Annotated in this window: 19 protein-coding genes and 2 pseudogenes; 7 read left to right on the top strand and 14 right to left on the bottom strand. The window is 62.8% G+C overall.

The annotated features are described in order from the left end of the window. Positions 1-9 precede the first annotated feature (9 nt). The 12 genes and pseudogenes from AC1DQR_RS21510 to AC1DQR_RS21455 all read right to left on the bottom strand — a co-directional run bounded on the left by AC1DQR_RS21510 (position 10) and on the right by AC1DQR_RS21455 (position 11,879). Complete coding sequence (locus AC1DQR_RS21510; RefSeq protein WP_416051829.1) at positions 10-846, bottom strand: GntR family transcriptional regulator; 837 nt, start codon at positions 844-846, stop codon at positions 10-12. Beyond that, on the bottom strand, positions 843-2,633 hold the full coding sequence (locus AC1DQR_RS21505; RefSeq protein WP_477133760.1) for an acyclic terpene utilization AtuA family protein: 1,791 nt from the start codon (positions 2,631-2,633) through the stop codon (positions 843-845). Before AC1DQR_RS21505 ends, AC1DQR_RS21510 begins: the two co-directional genes overlap by 4 nt. Positions 2,634-2,643: 10 nt before the next feature. After that, positions 2,644-3,411, bottom strand: coding sequence for an enoyl-CoA hydratase/isomerase family protein (locus AC1DQR_RS21500; RefSeq protein ID WP_416051831.1), 768 nt, complete (start codon positions 3,409-3,411; stop codon positions 2,644-2,646). Continuing rightward, a complete protein-coding gene (locus tag AC1DQR_RS21495) occupies positions 3,404-4,657 on the bottom strand; it encodes a CaiB/BaiF CoA transferase family protein (protein ID WP_416053371.1) in 1,254 nt (417 codons plus the stop codon). Before AC1DQR_RS21495 ends, AC1DQR_RS21500 begins: the two co-directional genes overlap by 8 nt. Positions 4,658-4,834: 177 nt before the next feature. After that, positions 4,835-5,929: an SMP-30/gluconolactonase/LRE family protein gene (locus AC1DQR_RS21490; protein WP_416051832.1), complete on the bottom strand. Its 1,095-nt coding sequence runs from the start codon at positions 5,927-5,929 to the stop codon at positions 4,835-4,837. Positions 5,930-6,072: 143 nt separating this feature from the next. Then, a complete protein-coding gene (locus AC1DQR_RS21485; RefSeq protein WP_416051833.1) occupies positions 6,073-6,621 on the bottom strand; it encodes a 2,4'-dihydroxyacetophenone dioxygenase family protein in 549 nt (182 codons plus the stop codon). Between the two features lie 444 nt (positions 6,622-7,065). Beyond that, positions 7,066-7,263: pseudogene (locus AC1DQR_RS21480) on the bottom strand (YbhB/YbcL family Raf kinase inhibitor-like protein); the annotation flags it as partial. A gap of 68 nt (positions 7,264-7,331) precedes the next feature. Then, positions 7,332-8,156, bottom strand: coding sequence for a GntR family transcriptional regulator (locus AC1DQR_RS21475; protein WP_441630847.1), 825 nt, complete (start codon positions 8,154-8,156; stop codon positions 7,332-7,334). Between the two features lie 193 nt (positions 8,157-8,349). After that, positions 8,350-8,958: a PqiC family protein gene (locus AC1DQR_RS21470; RefSeq protein ID WP_416051836.1), complete on the bottom strand. Its 609-nt coding sequence runs from the start codon at positions 8,956-8,958 to the stop codon at positions 8,350-8,352. Beyond that, complete coding sequence (locus AC1DQR_RS21465) at positions 8,955-10,586, bottom strand: PqiB family protein (protein WP_416051837.1); 1,632 nt, start codon at positions 10,584-10,586, stop codon at positions 8,955-8,957. Before AC1DQR_RS21465 ends, AC1DQR_RS21470 begins: the two co-directional genes overlap by 4 nt. Then, entirely contained in the window at positions 10,570-11,244 is a 675-nt protein-coding gene (locus tag AC1DQR_RS21460; RefSeq protein WP_416051838.1) for a paraquat-inducible protein A, read from the bottom strand. The genes AC1DQR_RS21465 and AC1DQR_RS21460 overlap by 17 nt, the downstream gene beginning before the upstream one ends. Then, positions 11,241-11,879 (bottom strand): paraquat-inducible protein A, encoded by a 639-nt coding sequence (locus tag AC1DQR_RS21455; protein WP_416053372.1) that lies wholly within the window; start codon positions 11,877-11,879, stop codon positions 11,241-11,243. The genes AC1DQR_RS21460 and AC1DQR_RS21455 overlap by 4 nt, the downstream gene beginning before the upstream one ends. A gap of 265 nt (positions 11,880-12,144) precedes the next feature. Here AC1DQR_RS21455 and AC1DQR_RS21450 point away from each other — a divergent pair, with 265 nt between their 5' ends. Then, positions 12,145-12,279, top strand: coding sequence for a hypothetical protein (locus AC1DQR_RS21450; protein WP_416051839.1), 135 nt, complete (start codon positions 12,145-12,147; stop codon positions 12,277-12,279). 27 nt (positions 12,280-12,306) lie between these two features. Beyond that, the gene (locus AC1DQR_RS21445) at positions 12,307-13,101 is read left to right on the top strand and encodes a TetR/AcrR family transcriptional regulator (protein WP_416051840.1); all 795 of its coding nucleotides are present in this window, start codon (positions 12,307-12,309) and stop codon (positions 13,099-13,101) included. Positions 13,102-13,107: 6 nt separating this feature from the next. On the opposite strand, the gene AC1DQR_RS21440 is transcribed toward AC1DQR_RS21445, so the two are convergent. Further along, positions 13,108-13,821, bottom strand: coding sequence for a TetR/AcrR family transcriptional regulator (locus AC1DQR_RS21440; RefSeq protein WP_416051841.1), 714 nt, complete (start codon positions 13,819-13,821; stop codon positions 13,108-13,110). Between the two features lie 477 nt (positions 13,822-14,298). Here AC1DQR_RS21440 and AC1DQR_RS21435 point away from each other — a divergent pair, with 477 nt between their 5' ends. From AC1DQR_RS21435 to AC1DQR_RS21415, 5 genes are read left to right on the top strand one after another with little or no spacing between them, the layout of a single operon-like run. After that, a complete protein-coding gene (locus AC1DQR_RS21435; RefSeq protein ID WP_477133759.1) occupies positions 14,299-15,309 on the top strand; it encodes an efflux RND transporter periplasmic adaptor subunit in 1,011 nt (336 codons plus the stop codon). Further along, entirely contained in the window at positions 15,306-17,141 is a 1,836-nt protein-coding gene (locus tag AC1DQR_RS21430; protein ID WP_477133758.1) for an efflux RND transporter permease subunit, read from the top strand. The genes AC1DQR_RS21435 and AC1DQR_RS21430 overlap by 4 nt, the downstream gene beginning before the upstream one ends. Before the next feature lie 24 nt (positions 17,142-17,165). Continuing rightward, positions 17,166-18,359, top strand: a complete 1,194-nt coding sequence (locus tag AC1DQR_RS21425; protein ID WP_477133757.1) for an efflux RND transporter permease subunit — start codon at positions 17,166-17,168, stop codon at positions 18,357-18,359. Between the two features lie 29 nt (positions 18,360-18,388). Next, a complete protein-coding gene (locus AC1DQR_RS21420; RefSeq protein WP_416051844.1) occupies positions 18,389-19,753 on the top strand; it encodes a TolC family outer membrane protein in 1,365 nt (454 codons plus the stop codon). Between the two features lie 12 nt (positions 19,754-19,765). Further along, positions 19,766-20,500, top strand: a complete 735-nt coding sequence (locus tag AC1DQR_RS21415; protein WP_416051845.1) for an MgtC/SapB family protein — start codon at positions 19,766-19,768, stop codon at positions 20,498-20,500. Between the two features lie 177 nt (positions 20,501-20,677). Here AC1DQR_RS21415 and AC1DQR_RS21410 read toward each other — a convergent pair. Next, a pseudogene (locus AC1DQR_RS21410) lies at positions 20,678-20,911 on the bottom strand (peptide ABC transporter ATP-binding protein); the annotation flags it as partial. Positions 20,912-20,999: the final 88 nt, after the last annotated feature.

The following is a 20,999-nucleotide window of genomic DNA, read 5'->3' as shown; positions in this document are numbered from 1 at the left end:
TCTCCTTGTTCAAATAGTGAAGTCTGTCGCTCGGCGGCGGCTTTCGGGGATGGCCAGCGCCGGATAGTGCTCGGTCAGTTTGGCTGGAATTTCCAGATCCAGGATGAAACGGTCGCCGCGGTACCAGAACAGCCCTGCCAGCAGCACGTTGCCGTCGACGTCCAGCGTCGATCGGACGATCTTGGCGATTGGTGCCCCGAAGCCGTAGGCGAGATCGCGTGCCAGGATATAGTCGGCCGGCTCAACCGTCATGGTCTGCTGCATCATGCCAAGGCGGTCGCCTTCGGCCTGGCGGAGCAGATGACCAAGCTTGTGGTGCTTTTCGGCACCGCGGGGAAATCGGGCAAATACCGACGAGGCTACATACATCTCGATCAGGCAGAATGGCGTGCCGCCATGTACATGCAGTTTGCGCACCATCACATAGCTGTCCAGCAGCGTGCCGTTCCGGACCAGGCCCGGCCGCAACGCCACGCCCTCGCGCATTTCCAGGATGCGGATTTCCAACTCGCTGTCATGGGCTGATTCGTCATTGATGGCGGAGCGCAGCCCTTGTCCAGGTTCTGATGGCTGCTTGATGACGTGCGTGCCACGACCGCGCTGGCTGCTGACCAGCCCCTCTTCCGTCAGCGCGGCAAAAGCCTGGCGCACGGTGACTTTGGCGATCCCGTAGGTTTGCGCGAGGCTATCCACGGTTGGCAGCTGCATACCCACCGGGTATTCGCCCGAAACGATCCTGTGTCGGATGACGCTGGCCAGTTGTCGATATCGCGTCACGCCCCCGGTGCCGTCGTCGGCGAGGATGACGCTCTCGTTGGCAGCTGCGGTGGGCGCACTCCTCGTCATGACAATAGCTCCCGCGGCACGCGCACCGGCATGGTCAGCAGGATCTGCGCCATGCCCTTGCCGAGCGGATCATTGCGCAGCGACGCCATGCCGCCGCCATCCAGGGCCGACTCGCAGACAAAGTTCATGGCGTCGAAGCCGGGCAGGTCATAGCATGTCACCGGCCCCTTCACCAGGTACCCGAGCCAGTCCGCCACGCGCGCCACCGTCACTTCGGCCCGCAGCACGGGCAGGTACGCCGGCCGGCGCGCGATCAGCCCGATGTTCGAGATATCCCCCTTGTCGCCGCTACGGCCATAGGCAAGCCGTATCAGCGGAACTTCGACGGTATCGTGTTCCGCAGGGCCGGCGCCTGTTTGTTCAGCGACTGCAGGTGCCGCCGGCGCGACCGGTTCTGCCGGTCTGCCCGAAGGAACGGTGACGCCGCTGCGTACGCCGTCCATTACCACCGCCGGGGTCAGGGCGCTCTTGTCGAGCAGGAATGCATATTGGCGGATCGATGGCGAGGGACTGGAACGCCCACCAGCAGAGCCCGTCGTGCCCGGCGCCCAACTGGTCCCCGCCGCGGCAATTTCCCGCGCGAACAGTTCTAGCGCCGCCTTCTCGGGATGCATGACCGCCAGCCGCATCACCGCCTCGCGGGTGTGTCGGACGGCAGCATGTGGCCCAAAGCAGGACTCTGCTCCCAGCACCTCGATCCGGGTGCGACTGTAGTCCCCCCACCCGTTCTCCCCGAAGAGCTTGCGCGTGCGGGCGAGGATGGCCTCCGCCGTGCGTTCCGCCTTGGCGACCGCGTCGACGCCGACGATGGAAAGCTGCGCGTTGCAGCGAAAGCCATCGACATAGGTGGCACAGACTTTGTAGGCATTGCTCGGGGCCCGCCCGCGTGCGCCGCTGACTTCCACCAGGTCCGGTGCGGCCTGCCGAAGGGTTACCTGCGTGAAATCGCAGGTGACATCTGGCAGCAGGTAGGTGGCCGGGTCGCCGATCTCGTACAGCACCTGCTCGCCGACCGTTGCGGTATTGACCAATCCCCCGGTGGCGGGCGGCTTGCCGACAACGAAGGTGCCATCGGCACGGCACTCGACCACCGGATAGCCGATGTCGTGCCAGTCCGGGACGCTTTCCCAGTCGGTATGCAAGCCGCCCGTTGCCTGGCACCCGCACTCGATGACGTGGCCGGCCAGACTGCCTTGGGCCAGGCGATCATAGTCGTGCGCATGCCAGCCGAACTCGTGCATCAGCACGCCGAGTGTCACGGCACTGTCCACGCAGCGTCCGGTGATGACGATCTGGGCCCCCTGGTCCAGCGCCTGCCTGATCGGCAACGCGCCCAGATAGGCATTGGCGCTGACCACGTGCTCTGGCAAGGGGCGGCCTTGCTGCATGTCTTGCACACCGGCTTCGCGCAGCTGGGGAAGCAGGGGCATCACGTCATCGCCTTCCACCACGGCAATGCGCAGCGTCAGGCCCTGTTCCGCCGCCAGAGCGGCAATGGCCTGAGCACACCCGTGCGGGTTCATGCCACCGGCGTTGCTGACCACGCGGATCCCGCGTGCGGCGATCTCCCCGATCAGGGCCTTCATTGTCACCGTCACGAAGTCGGTGGCATAACCCAGTTCCGGCTTGCGCAATCGGGCAGCGGCCAGAATCGACATGGTCAGTTCGGCCAGATAGTCGAACACCAGGTAATCGATATCGCCGTGGCGCACAAGCTGTGGCGCGCCGACGCTGCTGTCGCCCCAGAAGCCAGAAGCACCGCCAATGCGTACCCTTTTCGCGTCCATTCCCATCTCCCTATCTGCCAGTCCACTTGGGCTGGCGTTTCTCGCGGAATGCCTGCTGGCCTTCGCGCGCGTCCTCGGTCAGTGCAAACAGCCCTATCTGGCTTTCCGTGAACGCCATGGACTGCTCGAACGACATGGTCTCCATATGCTTGAGCGTGTACAGCCCCCGACGGATGGCAGCGGGCGAATTGTTCAGCAGGCGGGTCAGCAGCAAGTCCAGCCTGGCGTCGAGATCGTCGCTGACATCGTTGACGAGTCCTGCGGCCAGCGCTTCCCTCGCGGACAGTGGCTCGCCACACAGGCACAATTCGGTGAGCGTGCGACGTGGCACCAGGCGCTGCAGCACGCTCAGGACCTGCGCCGGGAACAAGCCCAGCTTGACCTCCGGCAGGCCGAAGCGGGCGCCTTCGCTAGCTATCGCCAGGTCGCACATCGCCATCAGTCCCATGCCACCCGCCATGCAGGCCCCGTTGACCCGCGCGATCAGCGGCACTGTTGACTGCCTGGCGCAGCGGAACAGGTCGGCCATCCCTTGGTAGGGATCCGCGTAATCGAACGTGAACGATTTACCGGTCTGCAGATCGGCGCCGGCACAGAATGCCTGTTCGCCCGTTCCCGTAATGACCACAGCGCGGATGTCGGCATCGCGATCGGCGCGCAGGATGCCGTCGCGAAGTCCCTGCAGCACCCCCGGCGTGATGGCATTGCGGCGCTCCGGCCGGTTGATGGTCATGTAGAGTGCTGCGTTCCGGACCTCGCACAGCAGTTCATCATTCATGGGGAGTTTCTCCTTCCGTTCGTTGCGCTTTTGACCCATCCCTGGAGATGCCTGACGCGAACAGCGTATCGATGGAGGCCTCGTCGTAGCCGGCCTCACGCAGTACCTCACGGCTGTGCTCACCCAGGCCGGGTGCATGGCGGCGGCTTGTCGGTGGGGTGCCATGCCATTCGCTGGGCACCGCCATCTCCCGGATACGCCCGACGGCTGGGTGGTCCGATTCGCTGAAGAAACCGATATCCCGCAAATGGGGATCGTCCAGCAGTGACTCGAACGTGTGCATCGGAAAAACCGGGACATCGGCCTCCTTGAGCAGGGTGCGCCATTCCTCGGTGGTGCGCTTGGCTATTTCGTCGCTGACCATCGCATACAGTTCGGTGATGTTGGCGGTGCGGGTGTTCATGTTGGCGAAGCGCGGATCGGTGTCGTACAACTCCGGCTTGCCAATGACCTGGAGGAAGGCGCGCCAATGATGATCGTGATAGATCAGGCAGCAGACATGTCCGTCCTTCGTCTTGTATGGGCGCCGCTCGGGCGAGAGCAGGCGCGGATAGCCGAAGCTGCCCTTTGCCGGAACGAAGGTCTCGCCATACAGGTGGTCTCCCATCACATAGGGAACCATGGTCTCGAACATGGGGACATCAACGCGCTGGCCCTTGCCGGTGCTCCCCCGCGAATACAGGGCGGCACAGATCACGCCAAAGGCATAGAGCCCCACCGAGCGATCCGCGATGGTGATTGGCAGATATCGAGGACTGTCGCCGCTGCCCAGCGAAACGGCCAGCGGCAGGCCGGTTGCGGCCTGGATCAGATCATCGAAGGCAGCCTGGGGCGCGTAGCGTCCGCGCTGCGAAAAGCCGAACATGCCGACATAGACCAGGCGCGGATTGATGGCCGATAGCGTTTCATAGTCCAGCCCCAGCCGCTGCATGGCCTGTGGGCGCACGTTGTAGGCCAGCACGTCAGCATCCCGTACCAGGCAAAGCAGGGCCTCGCGCCCCTCGGGCGCTTTCAGGTCCAGTACGATGCTGCGCTTGTTGCGGTTCAGGCCCAGGAAGAGCGGCCCCAGCTTTTCATCGCCGCACGGACCTATGCCGCGCGTACTATCTCCGGTCGGAGACTCGACCTTGATCACGTCGGCGCCCAGGTCAGCCAGCATCTGGGTAGCCGAGGGCCCCATGAATACTGACGTGATGTCAACCACTTTCACGCCGGCCAGCGGCCCCGTTGTCTCGTCTTTCTTCATATTCATTTCATCTCGGTGGGTCAATGTATGACGGCTGGCCCCGAGGCCACCGTTCCCTGCCTGGCCCGTGTTGAACCGGCAGCCGAGCACATCGTTCTATAAGTCGACCTATCGAATAGGCGGAAGGTAGGTCAAGTGCCGCGCGCTGGCTGACGGGGGAGACATCTGGCCGATGGTCTACTGGGGCCCGCCGTCGAGTTCTGGTATCCGCTTCTTGATTTTCGAGATTGTGTGGATCTTCACCCTTTGCGCCCAGGGACCATCGATGGTGCGCAGATTCTTGCCCACGAGATGCGCCAGGCCAAGCTCGTCACTGAGCTGCGGAAGGGACGTCTCGATATCGAGCGAGAGGTTGGTGACAAGAACGTCGCCGCCATGGAAGACGAGGCTGTTCGACCAGAGAAAGCCCTTGGGTGCCCCCTCGCGATCGATACCGCCGAAGTCGCCGAGCTTGGCAATCACCCGGCCCTGCGTCGGCTCGAGCACGAGAATCTCGTTGGACTGGTTGCACGCGATCCAGAGGTTGTCGTGCTCATCGATCTTTACACCGTCGGGTCCGCCGCCGATCCGGTTGACGAAGACTTCAGGCGTGCCGGGCTCAAGCGTCGAGCCTGTCAGCGGTATCTTGACAACGATGTCGTTCGCCGTATTGGCGACGAACAAGGCTGTATTCTTGTTGTTGAACGCCAAGCCATTGGCGCCGATGGTCGGTGGGATCCGCGTGGGCTTCAGCAGCGCGCTGGTGACCCATGCCGACGCTTCGCCGCCGTCGGGTCCGACCTTCCAGATGATGCCCTGGTGGGCGTCGGTCACGTAGACGTTTCCGGCGGGGTCGAACGTCAATCCGTCGAGGCCGGGGTTCTTGCCGGTGACCGTCATGAACACGGACGAGGCCCCCGTCCTGGGATCGACGCTCAGGACCTTCGCGCCCTTGTAGTCGACGACGAGCAACTGGCCCGTGCGAGGATGGAAGCCGAGGTCAAGCAACAATCGGCTCGAGCCCTTGATGCTGATAGTGCGCAGGTGCTTGCCCTGCGGGTCGAACACAAGAAGCGCACCCTCGCTCGTCCTGGGTTTTTCCACCGCCACCGTGACGACGTAGACGTTGCCTTCGCGGTCCACGGCGATCCCCTCTGGATGCGCCTCCCCCGAGGGCAACGTGGCGAATGTCTCAACCTTGCCGCGTTCCCAGGCTCTTGCGGCTAGCGGCGTCGCCAGCAACACGAGCAACATCAGCATCGGCAGTATCGGCATCCTCTGGGTTTTGATCATTATCATGTTGCACTCTCTCAATCTCGCGGATTGATGGATCGTCACTGATTGATCTGAGCGGTGTCGTACACGCTGGTCTATAAGGAGCGGAGGAACGGCACCGCGCAGGCCGACGAGCGGCCTGCCATGGTGTAAGTCGCTTCTTATTCCTTGACAACGTCGGCGCCGTTGCCGCGGACGTAGGGCACCGGTCCGATGCTGCGCGCCGCCGCGAGAGCGTGGATCGCGTACTGGATCGAGAGCGCGTCATTGAGCGAGTGGAACGTGCCGTCCTCATTGAAGCTCACTTGCGCGCCTTCGATCCAGGCGATGGTGATCGTGTCCTCGGTGTTGTCCTCGGGGGTGTAGAAGGTGTGCACCGAGCCACCGGGCTCGTATAGGTAGGAGCCCGCCGTCTGCGGCTGGTCGGGGTACTCGCGATACTTCCAGCAGCCCTGGATCGTCCACACCTGCGCCGTACCGGTGTGGTAGTGAATCGGCAGGGAACAACCGGGTTCCACGATGGCCATGAAGACCCACTCTCCGCGCTCCGGGTCCAGGCGCAGCGGCTTGATGTGGATGCCCGGAAAAACATCCCTGATCAGCGGGATCTGCTCGATGTTGACGCTCAGGAGCTTGTCCTGCGGCAGGGCGGGCAGCGGCAGCAGGGCGCCGGTAGACGTGGTGGGCTGCGCGAGAATTCTTGCATTCATGAGTTGTCTCCGTTTGTTAGAGGAGGTGAAACAGTGGACGGAAACCGTCCTTTGGTGAGACAGAAGAGGCGCGTCGGGCCGGCGGCCAACTCAGCGCGGCGCCGGCAACGCGCCGGAGGAATAGAAGCGTCCAGCGCAAAGATGAAGCCTGGCTAACCGCTGCCGGGCCTGCATGTCACTGGATACTCCTAAAGTTCTAATGTTGGAAGTTTAGGCGCTGCGGAAGGTTTTTTCTGCCCCTTGTTTACCCTAGGGACTGAATCAGGGCCTTTAGCCTTGCTTGCAGCCCGCTAGCTGCCCGCCGTCGGGGTTCGGTGATGGCGGGTAGCGTTTTCAATGCGGACGCGGGGGTGACGATCTCTGAGACCTAGCCGTCACCCCGATACCAGATAACGCCGGCGTACTGCATGTTGCCTTTGCCGTCGACCACGCACGCCGCGACATCTAGCGTTTGTAGAGGCCCGTCAGGGTAGCCGTGGCGAGCGTGTTCTGGTGGATGAAGAAGCGCACTACAGCGTTGGTCGGGTTGGCCGGCAACCCCAGCTTGGGCACGCCCAGGGCGTGCACGGTGAAGACGTAGCGGTGCGCGGGCACGCCCTTGGGCGGGCAGGGACCGCCGTAGCCGATGGCGCCGTAATCGTTGGCGGCCGGGGTGCCGCTGGCGCTTTCTCTGCCCTCTGTTTACGCGAGAGGCTGAACGAGGAGGGCCTTCAGCCTTGCTTGCGCTCGCTAGCTGCCCGCCGTTGGGGCTCGGTGATGGCGGGTACCGTTTTCAATGCGGAGGCGGGGATGTCGATCTCTGAGACGTAGCGGTCACCCCGATACCAAGTGACGCCTGCGTACAGCACGCTGCCTTTGCTATCAAGAAGACACCGTGACATCTTCGCGACGGGTGAGGCGAACGGGATCTTCAGCATGTCGCACAGTGGAAAATCCGCCGGCATCACGGTCATGCGTTGTCGCACACGTTTGCTCCGTGAGCCCAATTCATCTAGCACCGCGGCGAGTAGTTTTTTGTTCTTGGCGGTGTCCTGGGGCAAGGATTCGAAGACCGGGGTCAACACATAGATCTCCGCGTAGCAGAACGGCTCGCCGGAATAGGTGTGCAGCTTGCGGACGCAGACGTATTCGCCGTTCGACTGTTCGCCCGGTCCGAGCAATTCCTGCGGCACCCTGGTGTGGCGCCGGACTTCGAGTACGTCAAAGGCGAGCGCCTCAGGCGCGGCGAACGGATCGTTGATCGCCAGTTCGAGGTCGCCCGTGGCGGCGGGCAGGGCCGCCACGTGGGTCCCGATGCCTCGCTGGCTACGAATCAGCCCTTCTTTGGAAAGCAGCTCATACGACTGCCGGACGGTAACGACGGCCACGCCCAGGTCAGCTGCGAGCTGCGTGATCGGCGGCAGCAGCATGCCGAGCGGATACTCGCCTTTTGCGATCCGGTACCTCAGCACCGAAGCCAGCCGCTGATATTGCGCAACGCCCCGTTCAGCCGACAGCTCCGGCCGCTCAATCCCCGTCGTTCGATCGTCCGTCATTCCAATTGCCTAACATTAAGATCATAGGAGTATGCACTAGAAGAACGGGACAGGCCCTTAGCGAGCAGGCGTCCGCCGCTGTTCGGCTGGAATCGGTAGGGTCGTGATGCGGCGCGGTGGCAGTAGGTTTGATTTGCCTGTTGCTAAAGGTGCGTAACGATGCACATTTATGGCGCACATTTAGGGCACACATTTAGCGACTAAGCGACTGCACGCCGACTGCGATATCGGCCGCGGTTGCTGCGAGGATCTCCCGATACGCATTCACCACGCCCTCCATCTGCCCGGGCGCGGGCACCTCTGTTTCGGTGCGGCCGCTCAGAACCTTGCCGTCCGGCAGTCGCCGCACGGTCCAGGCGATGGTCGCCGCTGCCCACTTGTCCACATTGGCGTCGAGGTTTACCACCTCGGTCGTTACCCGGAAGGCCGGCTGCGTCGCCGACAGGCCGTGCTGGTAGACATCCACCGCGTCGAGCGTCGATTGCAGTTGCTGCGACAGTGCATCGCGTAGCTCATCGGGCAATGGGGACGTCCAGCGCGATGTGTCGAGCAGCTTCACCTCCCCGCTGGTGCCGTCACGCACCACCAGCTGAATGCGGTTCAACCGCTCGGGCACGCGCACCGGCGTGACCTCGATCCATAACGGTTCGCTGCGACGGCTGGCTCGCCCTGTCACGGCCGGCGCGGCGTTGGACCGACTGGCAGCCAGCGTGTAGTAGCGCGCCTCGGGTGACGCGCAGCCGCACATCATGGTCGTGGCCGCGGCGGCCAGCGTAAAGAACAGCGTCATACGTTTCATCATTTCTCTTCCCTCTTGCCTTGCAGCAGTGCTTCGGGATGCCGCTCGAGATAATCGGTCAGCGTGCGCAGCGAGACTGCCGTTTGCGTGAGTTCCTGCATCATCCGACGCGTATCCTGCTGCAGCGATGCGTCGGGCGCCAGCGCGCCATTGGCCGTGGCGAGCGTGCGGCGCACATCCTTCAGCGCGGCGAGCACTTCTGGTGCCACATCGCCATTGACCTGTGCCACGAGCTTGTCCGCGTTGACGAGCATTTTGTTCATAGACACCATCGCCACGCGTGCGTCCTGCCCGATCTGGTCGAACGGCACCTTGCCGATCTTGGTCACAATGTCGCCAAGCTTGGCTTGCAGCTCGTCGAAAGTGCCCGGTGTCGTGGGGAACTCAGGCAGCGACGCGTTCAGGTCCAGATCAGCTGGCAGAGGCGCCTTCGGAAAGAAATCGAGTGCCACATAGAGCTGGCCGGTCAGCAGGTTGCCGGTGCGTAACTGCGCACGCATGCCGCGCTGTACCAGGCTATGCACAATGGCGAGCTTGCGCGCGTCGTCAGCCACGTCTTTCTCGTGCAGACCCATGCGAGACGGATAGAGTTCCACCACCACGGGCATGCGGAAGGCCTTCTTGTCACGCTGGTATTCGATACCGATCGAGCGCACTTGCCCGACGGTCACACCGCGGAAATCGACTGGCGCACCTGGGGACAGGCCGCGCACGGACTGATCGAAGTTGAGCACTGCCAGTGCGGGGGCGAGTTCCTCCGGCTCCTTCATGGCTTCCGATTGGTCCGCCGCAAGCAGGAACTCGGTGTTCTCGGCGGCTGTGGCGTGCGCAGTCGAGTGCTCCGGCGCCTGGAAGGCCAGGCCGCCAAGCATCACGGTGACCAGCGACTGCGTGGACAACTTCAGCCCGTTCGCATCGAGCTTGAGGTCGACGCCGCTGGCATGCCAGAAGCGCGTATCGGCGCTGACGAGCTTGTCATAGGGCTTGTTGACGAAGATCCGCAGCGTGATGTCGTGGCCGTTCGGCTCGAGTTGATACGCTACGACATGGCCGACCTGCACGCGACGATAGTAGACCGGTGAGCCGATGTCGAGCGAGCCCAGGTCTTGCGCACGCAGCACGAACTGCCTGCCTGAGGCGTCGGCAGTGACAGTCGGCGGGACTTCGAGCCCGGTGAAGCTGCGCATCGTCTCGCCTGACTTGCCGGCATCCACGCCGATATATGCGCCCGATAGCAGCGTCTCGAGCCCCGACACACCGCTGGTTGCAAAGCGAGGCCGCACCACCCAGAAGCGTGTGTCGGCCACGGCGAAGGTCTCCGCGTCCTTGGTCAACGCGATCGTCGCGATCACGTGCGAACGGTCCGCTGCCAGCCGTGCCGTCTTGACCAATCCGATATCGACGTCCTTGTAGCGCACGGAGGTCTTGCCCGGCGTCAGGCCTTCGGCGGTGCGAAATGTGACGGTGATCTCGGGCCCGCGCGATGCTAGCGTGTTGATCAACAACGAAAGCCCGACTACCGCCGCAACGAGGGGGATCAGCCAGACGAGCGAGGGTAGCCAACGCGCGCGAGGCTTGCGCCCGGGCTGCGGTACACCATGAGGTGGGGGATGATTAGTGTGTTCTGGCATGATCGGAGTGCGGAAATTCGATGGGGGGAGGCGACGTCTCAAGCGCATCCCACAGCAGACGGGGATCAAAGCTCAGTGACGCGAGCATGGTCAGTACGACAACCGAGGCAAAGGCCAGGGCCCCGCCCCCGGGCGTAATCGTGGCCAGCGCCCCGACCTGCACCAGCGCGGCCAGCAGTGCCACGACGAAGATGTCGAGCATGGACCACCGGCCGATGACCTCGACCAGCGCGTAGAGCCGGGTCTGTTCTCGGATGCGCCAGGTCGATCTGCGGCGCACCGATACCAGCAGCAATGTCAGGATCATCATCTTCAGCAGCGGGACAACAATGCTGGCGATCAGCACCACGAGCGCCAGCATGTGCGAGCCGGACAGCCATAGATAGATCACGCCGGACATGATGGTGTCGCGCTGTGTACCGAGAATTGACTGCGTCACCATCACCGGGAGCAGATTGGCTGGGATATACAGAAGGTAAGCGGCCAACAGGAAAGCCAAGGTGCGCGACGCGCTGGCTGCCTTGCGATGATGCAGTACGGCGCCGCAGCGGGGACACGGTCCGGCCTCGAGCGTCATCGGGCTGAGCCGGTCGCAAGCGTGGCATGACAGCAGTCCGCGCGAAGCAGCGGTAGCGTAAGGCAATTGAGTCGCGGTCATGTTGCGGCGTCCGGCGAGCAGGTTTGTATGTCATCTGCACCGTGCGCATCGAGGTGATGCCACAGGTCGCGCGGATCAAAGGACAGGATGGCGGCAAGTACGACCACGAGGGCACCGAACGACCAGAGCGCGACGCCAGCAAGCACCTGCGCTACGGTCGACAGCTTTACCACCGTCACCAGCACGCCGATCATGAATACCTCGATCATGCCCCACGGCCGCGTCAGGAGAATGCCGCGCACAAGGCGGTCGAATCCGGGGGGCATGCGGTGCTGCGCCATTGGCACGAGCAGGTAGCACATCATGAGTAACTCGGCCAGCGGAAGCAGGATCGTCGTGGCGAACACGAGCATCGCCACCGGCGACATGTCATGCGCGTAGAGTGCTTGCACGGCGCCCCATAGCGTGGTCTCCACGCGCGAGCCCTTGAGTTCCATGGCGACAATCGGGTACGCGTTCGAGATCATGAACAGGATCAGAGCGGTCACCACGAGCGGCAGCAGGCGGCGATAGGCAAGCGAACTGTTGCGATAGAGCGCACCGCCGCAGCGCAGGCAGGTGGCACGTTCGCCCGGTTGCAACGTCACGCGCATATGGAGTGCGTCGCAATGCTCGCACGCAACCAGCCGGTGCATGTCCTGTGGTGGATCTGGCGGCGGGATGTGGTTCTGATGCACGACGTGTCCTGGGATGGTGTCGGCCTCGTTGCATGAGGCAAGCAGTGCGTCGAGCGCACCGGGATCTTTCGAGATGCCCGCATTCTGCTACAAAATGACTTGCGTGTCATCATGACAATAAGTATCTTGTAGGGAATGCAACGGGCACTTTTGCTGAAAGACACCTCCTTGTCCCACCGTTTCCAGCTGCATGCAGGCTCTTTCTTTCCTCAGAACGCTGTCCATGAAAGTTGTCTGCGAAGTCGAAATTCGCGATGGCCTGCCGCATGGCATCTTTGCCGCGGCCGAACGGCTGGTCGTCGTGGCACAGACACTGCACAACGCTGCGCACTCGGTGCGCAGCCGAGGACGGCACTGAGCTTGTTCGTATCAAGGAGGGCGGGACGTGGCCTACGCCATCGTGTCGGCGTTGCAGCGGCGTATTGATATAATCATCCAATCACATAAGGTCCTCAAATTGAAGATGCCTGCCGCCCCTGATCTTAAAGACCATCGCCCTCGCGTTGCAGCCGAACGGCGTGCACGGATGCGCATGCGTCTCATTGAAAGCGCGATGATCGTCTTTGCGCAAAGAGGTATCGGAGTCAGCGTGATTCCGGAAGTCATCGCGGCAGCTGGCGTCTCACAAGGTTCCTTCTACAACTACTTCCGTACTAACGACGATCTGCTGGCGGCTGTCAGCGAAGCGCTCAGTCACGACATGGTGCAAATGATCGAGAGCGTGGTCGGCGATATCGAAGACCCGGCATTGCGTGTTGCAACGGGTATTCGCTTGTATCTGCACCTTGCGCGATCCTATCCGGTGGTGGCGCAGTTTCTTTCCGGCACAGGCCTGACCTTGGTCGGCAAGAAGAGTGCCGTGTACGAGTACCTGCCCTCGGATATCAAGGAAGGCCTGAAGACGGGCACGTTTGACGAGGCCTCTGCCGATGTTGCATTGGACATGGTGGCAGGCGCAGGGGTAATCGCCGTTCACCGTATGGCCCAAGGAAAAACGACCAAGGATTATCCCGAGCGGATTGTCCGGGCGGTGTTGCGGTCGCTCGGCGTGTCTGCATCGAGTGCCACAAAGCTGACCTCTGCGCCTTTGCCAAAGCTGGTCGTTTCGCCTGAATCACTGCTCGAAAAGGCACAGGAGAAGCTCGCCGAAATGGCCGAGCCCTCCAACTTACGCGCGTAGCCAACGCTACGGCACTTCGCCGCTCGCTTCGGCGAGCAAGCCATCGAACAGCACTTCACTCGCATCCAGAGGCGACTTGGATATCGCATCAGCCACCGCTTCTTCCACGCCTAAGGCGCGCAATGCCACGGCGGCGGCGAGCTCCGAGAAATCTTCGCGACATTCGGTTTCAAGCATGCGGTGCATTGCGCTCATTGCCGCGCCGGCAACGATATTGAACCCCAGGGCGATCGGCATGCGCTTGAAGCGCTTGCGTCGAACACCTTCCTCTATGTCCCTGCGGACAAACTCCAGCATATTGGGTGCCTGGTAGCCAGCCCAGCCCAGCCGGCCCAGGATTGCAGCCACACCCGGCTGGCGTATCGTAAGTATCGACGCCAGCCGTATTCCCCTGGCGATGTGCTCGGCCGGGTCGTCATGGCCGCGCACAATGGGGTCGGCGGCCCGCTCCCATTGTTCAGCAACCTTCCCGACAAGCTCCCGCACGATCGCGTCAGACGACGGAAAGTACTTGTAGAACGTGCCACGTGACACCCGTGCGCCCGCAATGATGTCGTCGATGGAAGGCGTCGCGGCGCTGTTCTCTACCATCAAGCGCATCGCACTGTTCAGCAATAGCGAGCGCATACGCTGCCGCCGCTTTGCCGCAACTCGCTGACGGTGGTCGCGCGTCTCCGACGGTTCTGTCTCAGCTGCCAATCTCTTCTGTATCGGGGTCATTGATCGTCTTTTCCTCATGGTCAATGACTCGACATGGCCGCGCGCGCAGCACTTCCTGCGCCTTCGGTCTATGCCCATCACGTCACTCCGCGTCCAGTGCTTGTCTCTGCGCGTCCACTTGCTTGTGGCCGCCACGGACCTTCTTCGTCTGATGTGGAATCCGGTACGCCATAGTCGTCCCGTTCCACGCATAAAATAAATTGTACGTCATCATGACATAAAAGTCAGTATGATGTATATTCCGGGCTATCGGGAAGGGCGAAAGCCCTAACAGGCCTGCCGTCGCTGACGCCAGCACGAGTCCGTGGAGCGGCTCGGTGGCGTGGATCGCCGATGACTCGCAGGCGAGCGACGGACCATACTGGAGGGCAGAAATTGAACAGGAACTATCGAGCGGCAGCTCTTTTCATCATCGCGGCACATCTGCTAGCCGCCTGTACACCGCACTCCGCATCTGAACACGCGGACGTAAGACCGGTGCGGACAGTGGTCGCCGGACGTACCGCCGGGTCGGTCGGCGCGACCTACTCAGGCGAGATTCGCGCGCGTTACGAAAGTCAACTTGGATTCCGCACAGCCGGCAAGATTGTCGCGCGCATGGTGGAAGTGGGCAGCCACGTCAAGCGCGGCCAGCTGTTGTTCCAGCTCGACCCCACCCAGGAGACGTTGCAGGTGGCTGCGGCGGGTGCGGAGGCTGATGCGGCAAGGGGCCGGGTAGCCCAGGCGCGGGTGGATGTTCGGCGTACCGAGCAATTGCTCGCGCAGAACTTTGCCTCGCAAGCCGAGCTGGACCAGCAGCGGCTGGCGCTCAACCAGGCGGAAGCACAACTGCGCTCTGCCCAGGCGCGCCAGCAGCTGAATGCCAACCTGCGCGGCTTCACCACGCTCGTGGCCGACCGCGATGGCGTGGTCAGTGCAATCAACGCGGAAGCCGGGCAGGTGGTCGCGGCCGGGCAGTCGATCGCTACCGTTGCGGCTGACGGCGAACGCGAGGTCTCGATCAGTATTCCGGAGTCGCGAGTCGACGAACTGCGTAAGGCGTCGATGCTGAAGATCACGGTCTGGGCGCATCCGGACAAGTCCTGGACGGGCAAGCTCCGGGAGCTTGCGCCGGATGCGGACAGCGTCACGCGGACGTACTCGGCACGCATTTCCATTCAGGACGCAGATCCGGACCTCCTGCGGCTAGGCATGACAGCGTCTGTCATAGCACCGGACGTGGACGGCAACGGCGTTGTCCGCGTGCCGCTGACCGCCATTGTCGATCATGAACATGGCCGGCAGGTGTGGGTGGTTGACCCGAAGACGTCGCGGGTGATCGCGCGTGAAGTCAAGCTGGGCGCCGCGCAGAACGACAGCGTCATCGTGGTTGGGGGACTGGCGGGCGGAGAGACCGTTGTGAGTGCCGGCGTGYATATGCTGCAGCCTGGCCAGCAGGTGAAAGTGGCCGAGACAGTGTCTGTCGCCAGGGCAGGAGGTGTGAAGTGAAAGGCATCAACCTGTCCGAATGGGCGCTGAAGCACCAGCAGATGATCGGGTTCCTGCTGTTGCTGTTGTCCGTGGCCGGCGTACTGGCTTACAGCAGCCTGGGTCAGAAGGAGGACCCAGAGTTCACGATCAAGACTATGGTCGTGCAGGCGTACTGGCCGGGGAGTTCCGCGCAGCAGATGGCCGATCAGGTGACCGACAAGATCGAACGCAAGCTGCAAGAGGTGGCGGAAATCGACTATACGTCCACCTATGTGAAGCCGGGAGAAACTCAGGTTAAGGTCAACCTGCGCGAGGACGTACCGCCTGGYGCCGTGCCGGATGTGTGGTACCAGGTCCGGAAGAAGATGGAGGACATCCGGCATACCTTGCCGCAGGGCACGCAGGGCCCATTCTTCAATGATGAGTTCGGAGACACGTTCGGTAACCTCTATGCCATCACGGGCGATGGCTTCGACTATGACGACCTGAGACGGATTGCGGACGCCGCACGAAATGAGTTCCTTCGTGTCGGCGACGTCAACAAGGTCGATCTGGTAGGCAAGCAGGAACAGAAGATCTATGTGGAAGTCTCCACCGCCAAGCTCGCCTCGCTGGGGATCGACCCGGCATTGATCGCGTCGACGCTCGCACAAACCAATGCCGTGACATCAGGCGGGACCGTGCAAACCACTGCGGAACAAGTGCGGCTGGCTGTCAGTGGCGAGTTTGACTCTGTCGAAGGGATTCGCGCCATCGGCATCCGTGCCGGCCAACGTACCTTCCGTCTTGGCGATATCGCAGACGTCCGTCGCGGCTTTGTGGAGCCTGCCACCTCGAGGATGCGCTTCAACGGCCGCGAGGCGATTGGACTTGCGGTGAGCATGCGCAAGGGCGGTGACGTGATTCGACTTGGCACAAAGCTTGACGAATCGGTAAAGCGCATCGAGTCCAACCTGCCGGTGGGCGTGCAGATCCATGCGGTCAGCGACCAGCCACGTATCGTCGAGCATTCCGTCTTCGAGTTCAAGAAGAGTCTGGCCGAGGCTGTGGTCATTGTGCTCGTCGTGAGCTTCCTGTCGCTAGGCTTGCGGACCGGACTGGTCGTCGCGCTCAGCATCCCGCTCGTTCTGGCCATGACATTCCTGGCGATGTACGTGATGGGCATCGACTTGCAGCGCATCTCGCTCGGTGCGCTGATCATTGCGCTCGGACTGTTGGTGGACGATGCCATTATTGCCGTCGAAATGATGTCGCTGAAGCTCGAGCAGGGCTGGGACAAGTTCCGTGCCGCCACATATGCGTACACGGCCACCGCTTTCCCGATGCTCACGGGCACGTTGATCACAGCTGCGGGCTTTCTTCCCGTCGGCTTTGCGAAGTCGGGCACGGGCGAATATGTGTACTCCCTGTTCCAGGTGGTGGGCATTTCGCTGCTGCTGTCATGGATCGTGGCCGTCCTCTTTACACCTTACATCGGCTTCAAGCTGTTGAAAGAGCATGCGCACGCGTCACATGATGAGGAGGCGGTCTACCAGCGCGGCTTCTACGTCAAGTTCCGCCGCTTCATCAATTTCTGCCTGGAGCATCGCGTGTGGGTGATCGGCATCACGCTCGCCGCGTTCGTGGGCGCACTGGTGCTGTTCAAGGCAGTACCCCAGCAATTCTTTCCGGCATCCGACCGGGCCGAACTGATTGTTGACCTGTGGATGCCGAGGGCGTCGACCTTCGAGGCGAGCCAGCGCGAGGTACAGAAGCTGGAAGGCTTGCTCAGGGGCGATCCGGACATCGCGGCGGTGACCAGCTTTGTTGGCAACGGTGCGCCACGGTTCTACCTGCCTCTCGATGCGTAGACGCCCAATCTGAACCTCGGCGAGATGCTGGTGATGACGAAGGGCGGTGAGGCGCGGGAGCGGGTGAAGGAGAAGCTCGAGACGCTGTTCAACGGAGGATTCCCGAATGTGCGTGGCCGCGTCAATCACCTGGAGAACGGTCCGCCTGTCGGTTACCCGGTGCAGTTCCGCGTGTACGGGCAGGACAACGCTAAAGTTCGTGCAATCGGGCAGCAGGTGGCGGACATCATGCGTGAAGAATCGCACGTGCGCCAGGTAAACCTGGACTGGGGCGAACGCATCAAGCGCGTGCAGGTCGATGTCGACCAGGACAAGGCGCGCGCACTGGGTATCAGCTCAGGCCAGATCAAAGAGGCCCTTGAGGCCTCGCTGTCGGGCACGCCGATCACGCAGTACCGCGAGGAAGACCAAGGTATCGACGTGGTCTCGCGCCTCGTCGTCGCGGAACGCACGGACCTGAACAACCTGAAGGACGCAAAGATCTATGTGCGCGACGGCAAGTTTGTACCGGTCTCGCAAGTAGCCCGACTCACGCTTGACAGCGAGGAAAGCGAACTGTGGCGGCGTAACCGCGTGCCGACGCTGACCGTTCGCGCCGACATCGCGGGGGCGCAGGCACCTGACGTCACGCATGCAATGCAGCCGAAGATCGACGCCCTGGAAAAGGCGCTCCCGCTGGGGTATGGCATCGAGATCGGCGGCGCTTACGAGTCCAGTGCGAAGGCCCAGCGTTCTGTATTCGCGGTGATGCCTGTGACAATCATCGTGGTACTCGTGCTGCTGATGATTCAACTGCAGGACATGAGGAAGATGGCAATGGTCCTGCTGACCGCGCCGCTCGGGCTGATCGGTGTGAGCGCGATCATGGCTGCATTCCAGATTCCATTTGGTTTTGTCGCCATGTTGGGTGTTATCGCCCTCGCTGGAATGATCATCCGCAACTCGGTGATCCTTGTCGTGCAGATTGATCAGGATGTGGGCGCGGGCGTCGCACTGTGGACAGCCATCGTCGAGGCGGCGGTGCGACGGCTACGCCCGATCGTGCTGACTGCCTTGGCGGCAATTCTGGCGATGGTGCCGCTTACCCATTCCGTGTTCTGGGGCCCCATGGCGTGGGCAATCATGGGAGGGCTCGCCGTTGCCACGGTGCTGACGCTCGTCTTCCTTCCCGCTCTGTATGCGACCTGGTACCGGGCCAAGCGCCCTGCGACCGTCTGATCGCAGATGTGACGTTAAGAGTAAATGCGATGAATAGATTGAGTATGGCCCTGCGGGCCGGGCAGGTGGCTTTGGGCTGCATGCTTTTCATGAATGCTGGAGCGTCGAGCGCTATCGATCTCGTGGGGGCCTATCAGCAGGCATTGGCGCATGATCCGACGAGCCTCGCCGCAAATGATGCGCTCACGGCGGGACGGGAGAAGGCTGTGCAAGGCGACGCCTTGCTGCGTCCCCGCGTAAGCCTCCAGGCGGCACTGGACCGGATCAACAATCGGTCGTCCGCCAACCCGCCTGCCGAGCTCGCGCCGTTGGTCTCCGCCGATAGTTCGGGCACTGCTCGCCAGGCCGGGGTGATGCTCGTGCAGCCGCTGTACGACAGGAGCGCTGTGGCTACGAGACGGCAGTTGCACGAGCAATCCAACCTGGCGCAAACGCAATTCGACCAGTCTCGCCAGGACCTGGCTTTGCGGGTGGCCGAAGCATACTTCGGCGTGGTGTTGGGCGAGGAGACGCTCCGCGTGGTGCAGGCCGAGAAGGCGGCGTTGCGACAGCAACGCGACCGCGCGAAGGCACGCTTTGACATCGGCCAGGGCAAGATCACCGATCTTCATGAAGCCCAGGCGCGCCTGGATGGGGTGGAGAGTCGCGAGGTCACCGCACAATCTGCGCTCGAACAGCGACGCACGCGATTCCTGGAAATCGTCGGCATGCCGCCCGATCAGCTCAGCGGGTTGGCGCCTGGCTTCGCGCCGCGGCCGCCGGAACCGGACAATCTCACGGCGTGGCAGGCAAAGGGTGAAGAACAGAGCTACCTCGTCAAGACCAGGCAGTCGGAGCACGACATTGCCGGCGCGGAGATCGATAAGTACCGCGTCAGCAGTCGCCCGACCGTCGCGCTCGTGGCGCGTTATGGCGCACAAGGGCAAACCGGCAATCTGGCTCCCTGGATTGCTGGCAGCAACACCCGAACCGCGACGATCGGCTTGCAGCTCAACATTCCGTTGTACGCGGGCGGCGGGCTGGATTCGCGCGAGCGGGAATCGGCCGCGAGGAAGAGCCAGGCGGAGCAGGAGATTGCCGCCGCCCGGCGAGACGTGCGTTTGAGGGTGCAGGACGGATTCCTCTCAGTGAAGACGGGCGTGTCGCGCGTCGCTGCACTCGAGCAGTCGTTGACTTCGGCGCGTAGCGCGCTCGCGGCAACGACGCTTGGCCGCGACGTCGGCACCCGTACGCAACCCGACGTGCTCGACGCGCAGCAGCGCGTGTTCACCACCGAGCTCGACCTGGTCCAGGCACGCCTGGACTACCTCCTTGGCCGTCTGAAGCTTGCCGCGGCGGCGGGGGAATTGAGCGAGGAGACCTTGCGCTCGCTGAATGCCTGGCTCGCAGCCTGATCGTAAAATCCTATGCTAGGAGATCTGCAGCACTATTGGAGCGGCGCCTTTCTCGCCGCCAACGCGTTCATCGGGCTGAACATGGTGGGCGCGCTGCTGCTCGGCATGCTGGTGGGCTACGAGCGCTCGTACAATGGCCGCGCCGCCGGCATGCGCACCTACGGCCTCGTGTGCATGGCGTCCACGGCGCTGACGGTATTCGTCGGTCACGCGCCGCTCTGGTACGGCGGTGCCACAGCGCACATCCAGGCAGACCCGACCCATACCATCCAGGGCGTGGTCACCGGCGTCGGCTTCCTCTGCGCCGGGGTCATCATGAAGGACGGCATGCGCATCCGCGGCCTCACGACCGCGGCATCCATCTGGGCTGCCTCGGCCATAGGTGTGTTGCTCGGCGTTGGTTTCTATGCCGCCGCGTTACTGCTCGCCGTGTTATGCGTGAGCTCGATGTCTCTGTTGCACCGACTTGAATCCAGGCTTCCGGGGCGAACGACGCTGGATGTGTCTTTGACTTTCCAACCCGGCGAAGCCCCTGACTTCGATCTGCTGATCGACCGGGCAAAGTCCCGCGGCTATCGCGTGCTGCACGACAGCCTGACCATCACGTTTGCCGACAACCAGGCCGTGTGGCGAGTCAGCCTGGTCGCACCGGACAAGGCGCGCGCGCTATCGCCGGCGGGACTGGCGGCCGAGATGGCTGCAACCCAGGGAGTCTCTCGGTTCAGTATCGTGCCGGTGCGCAGTTGAGCCCCCGCCCCACGCTTGCAGGGCACTCTCCAATACCTGCTACGCGCTCATCCCGCAGGATGCCGACAAGCCGCTGCTCCTGCGCGCGTTCGTTGAATGGCTGTTGAATGAAGGTGAGTGGGCTGGCTAAGCGCCGGCCTCTCGGCGACACCCGCGCATTTTCCCGAGCCGCAGGCCACGCTGCCCTGCATCGACGATGCGGCCCTGATGCACAACGACGATGCGGTTGGCCACCGCCGCGAGGTTGTGGGAGACGAAGGAGCAGGCAAAGCCGTGCTGCGCCTGCAGTTGCCGGAACAGCGCCAGGACCTGCTTCTGGATCGTCATGTCCAGCGCCGAAACCGGCTCGTCTGCTACCACTAGCGCAGGCCGGCGGATCAGTGCGCGGGCGATTGCCACGCGCTGCCGCTGCGCATGCCGCCCGAGAACGCGTTGGGGGGTATGACGCCATGCAGTTTTCCGGGGCCGCGATCTGAACGCGCCGCAGCATCAGGCGAGG

It is taken from the genome of Cupriavidus sp. 05L411, assembly GCF_056398045.1.
The sequence above is the reverse complement of the archived record's forward strand: the minus strand, read 5'-3'. Positions and strand labels throughout refer to the sequence as shown.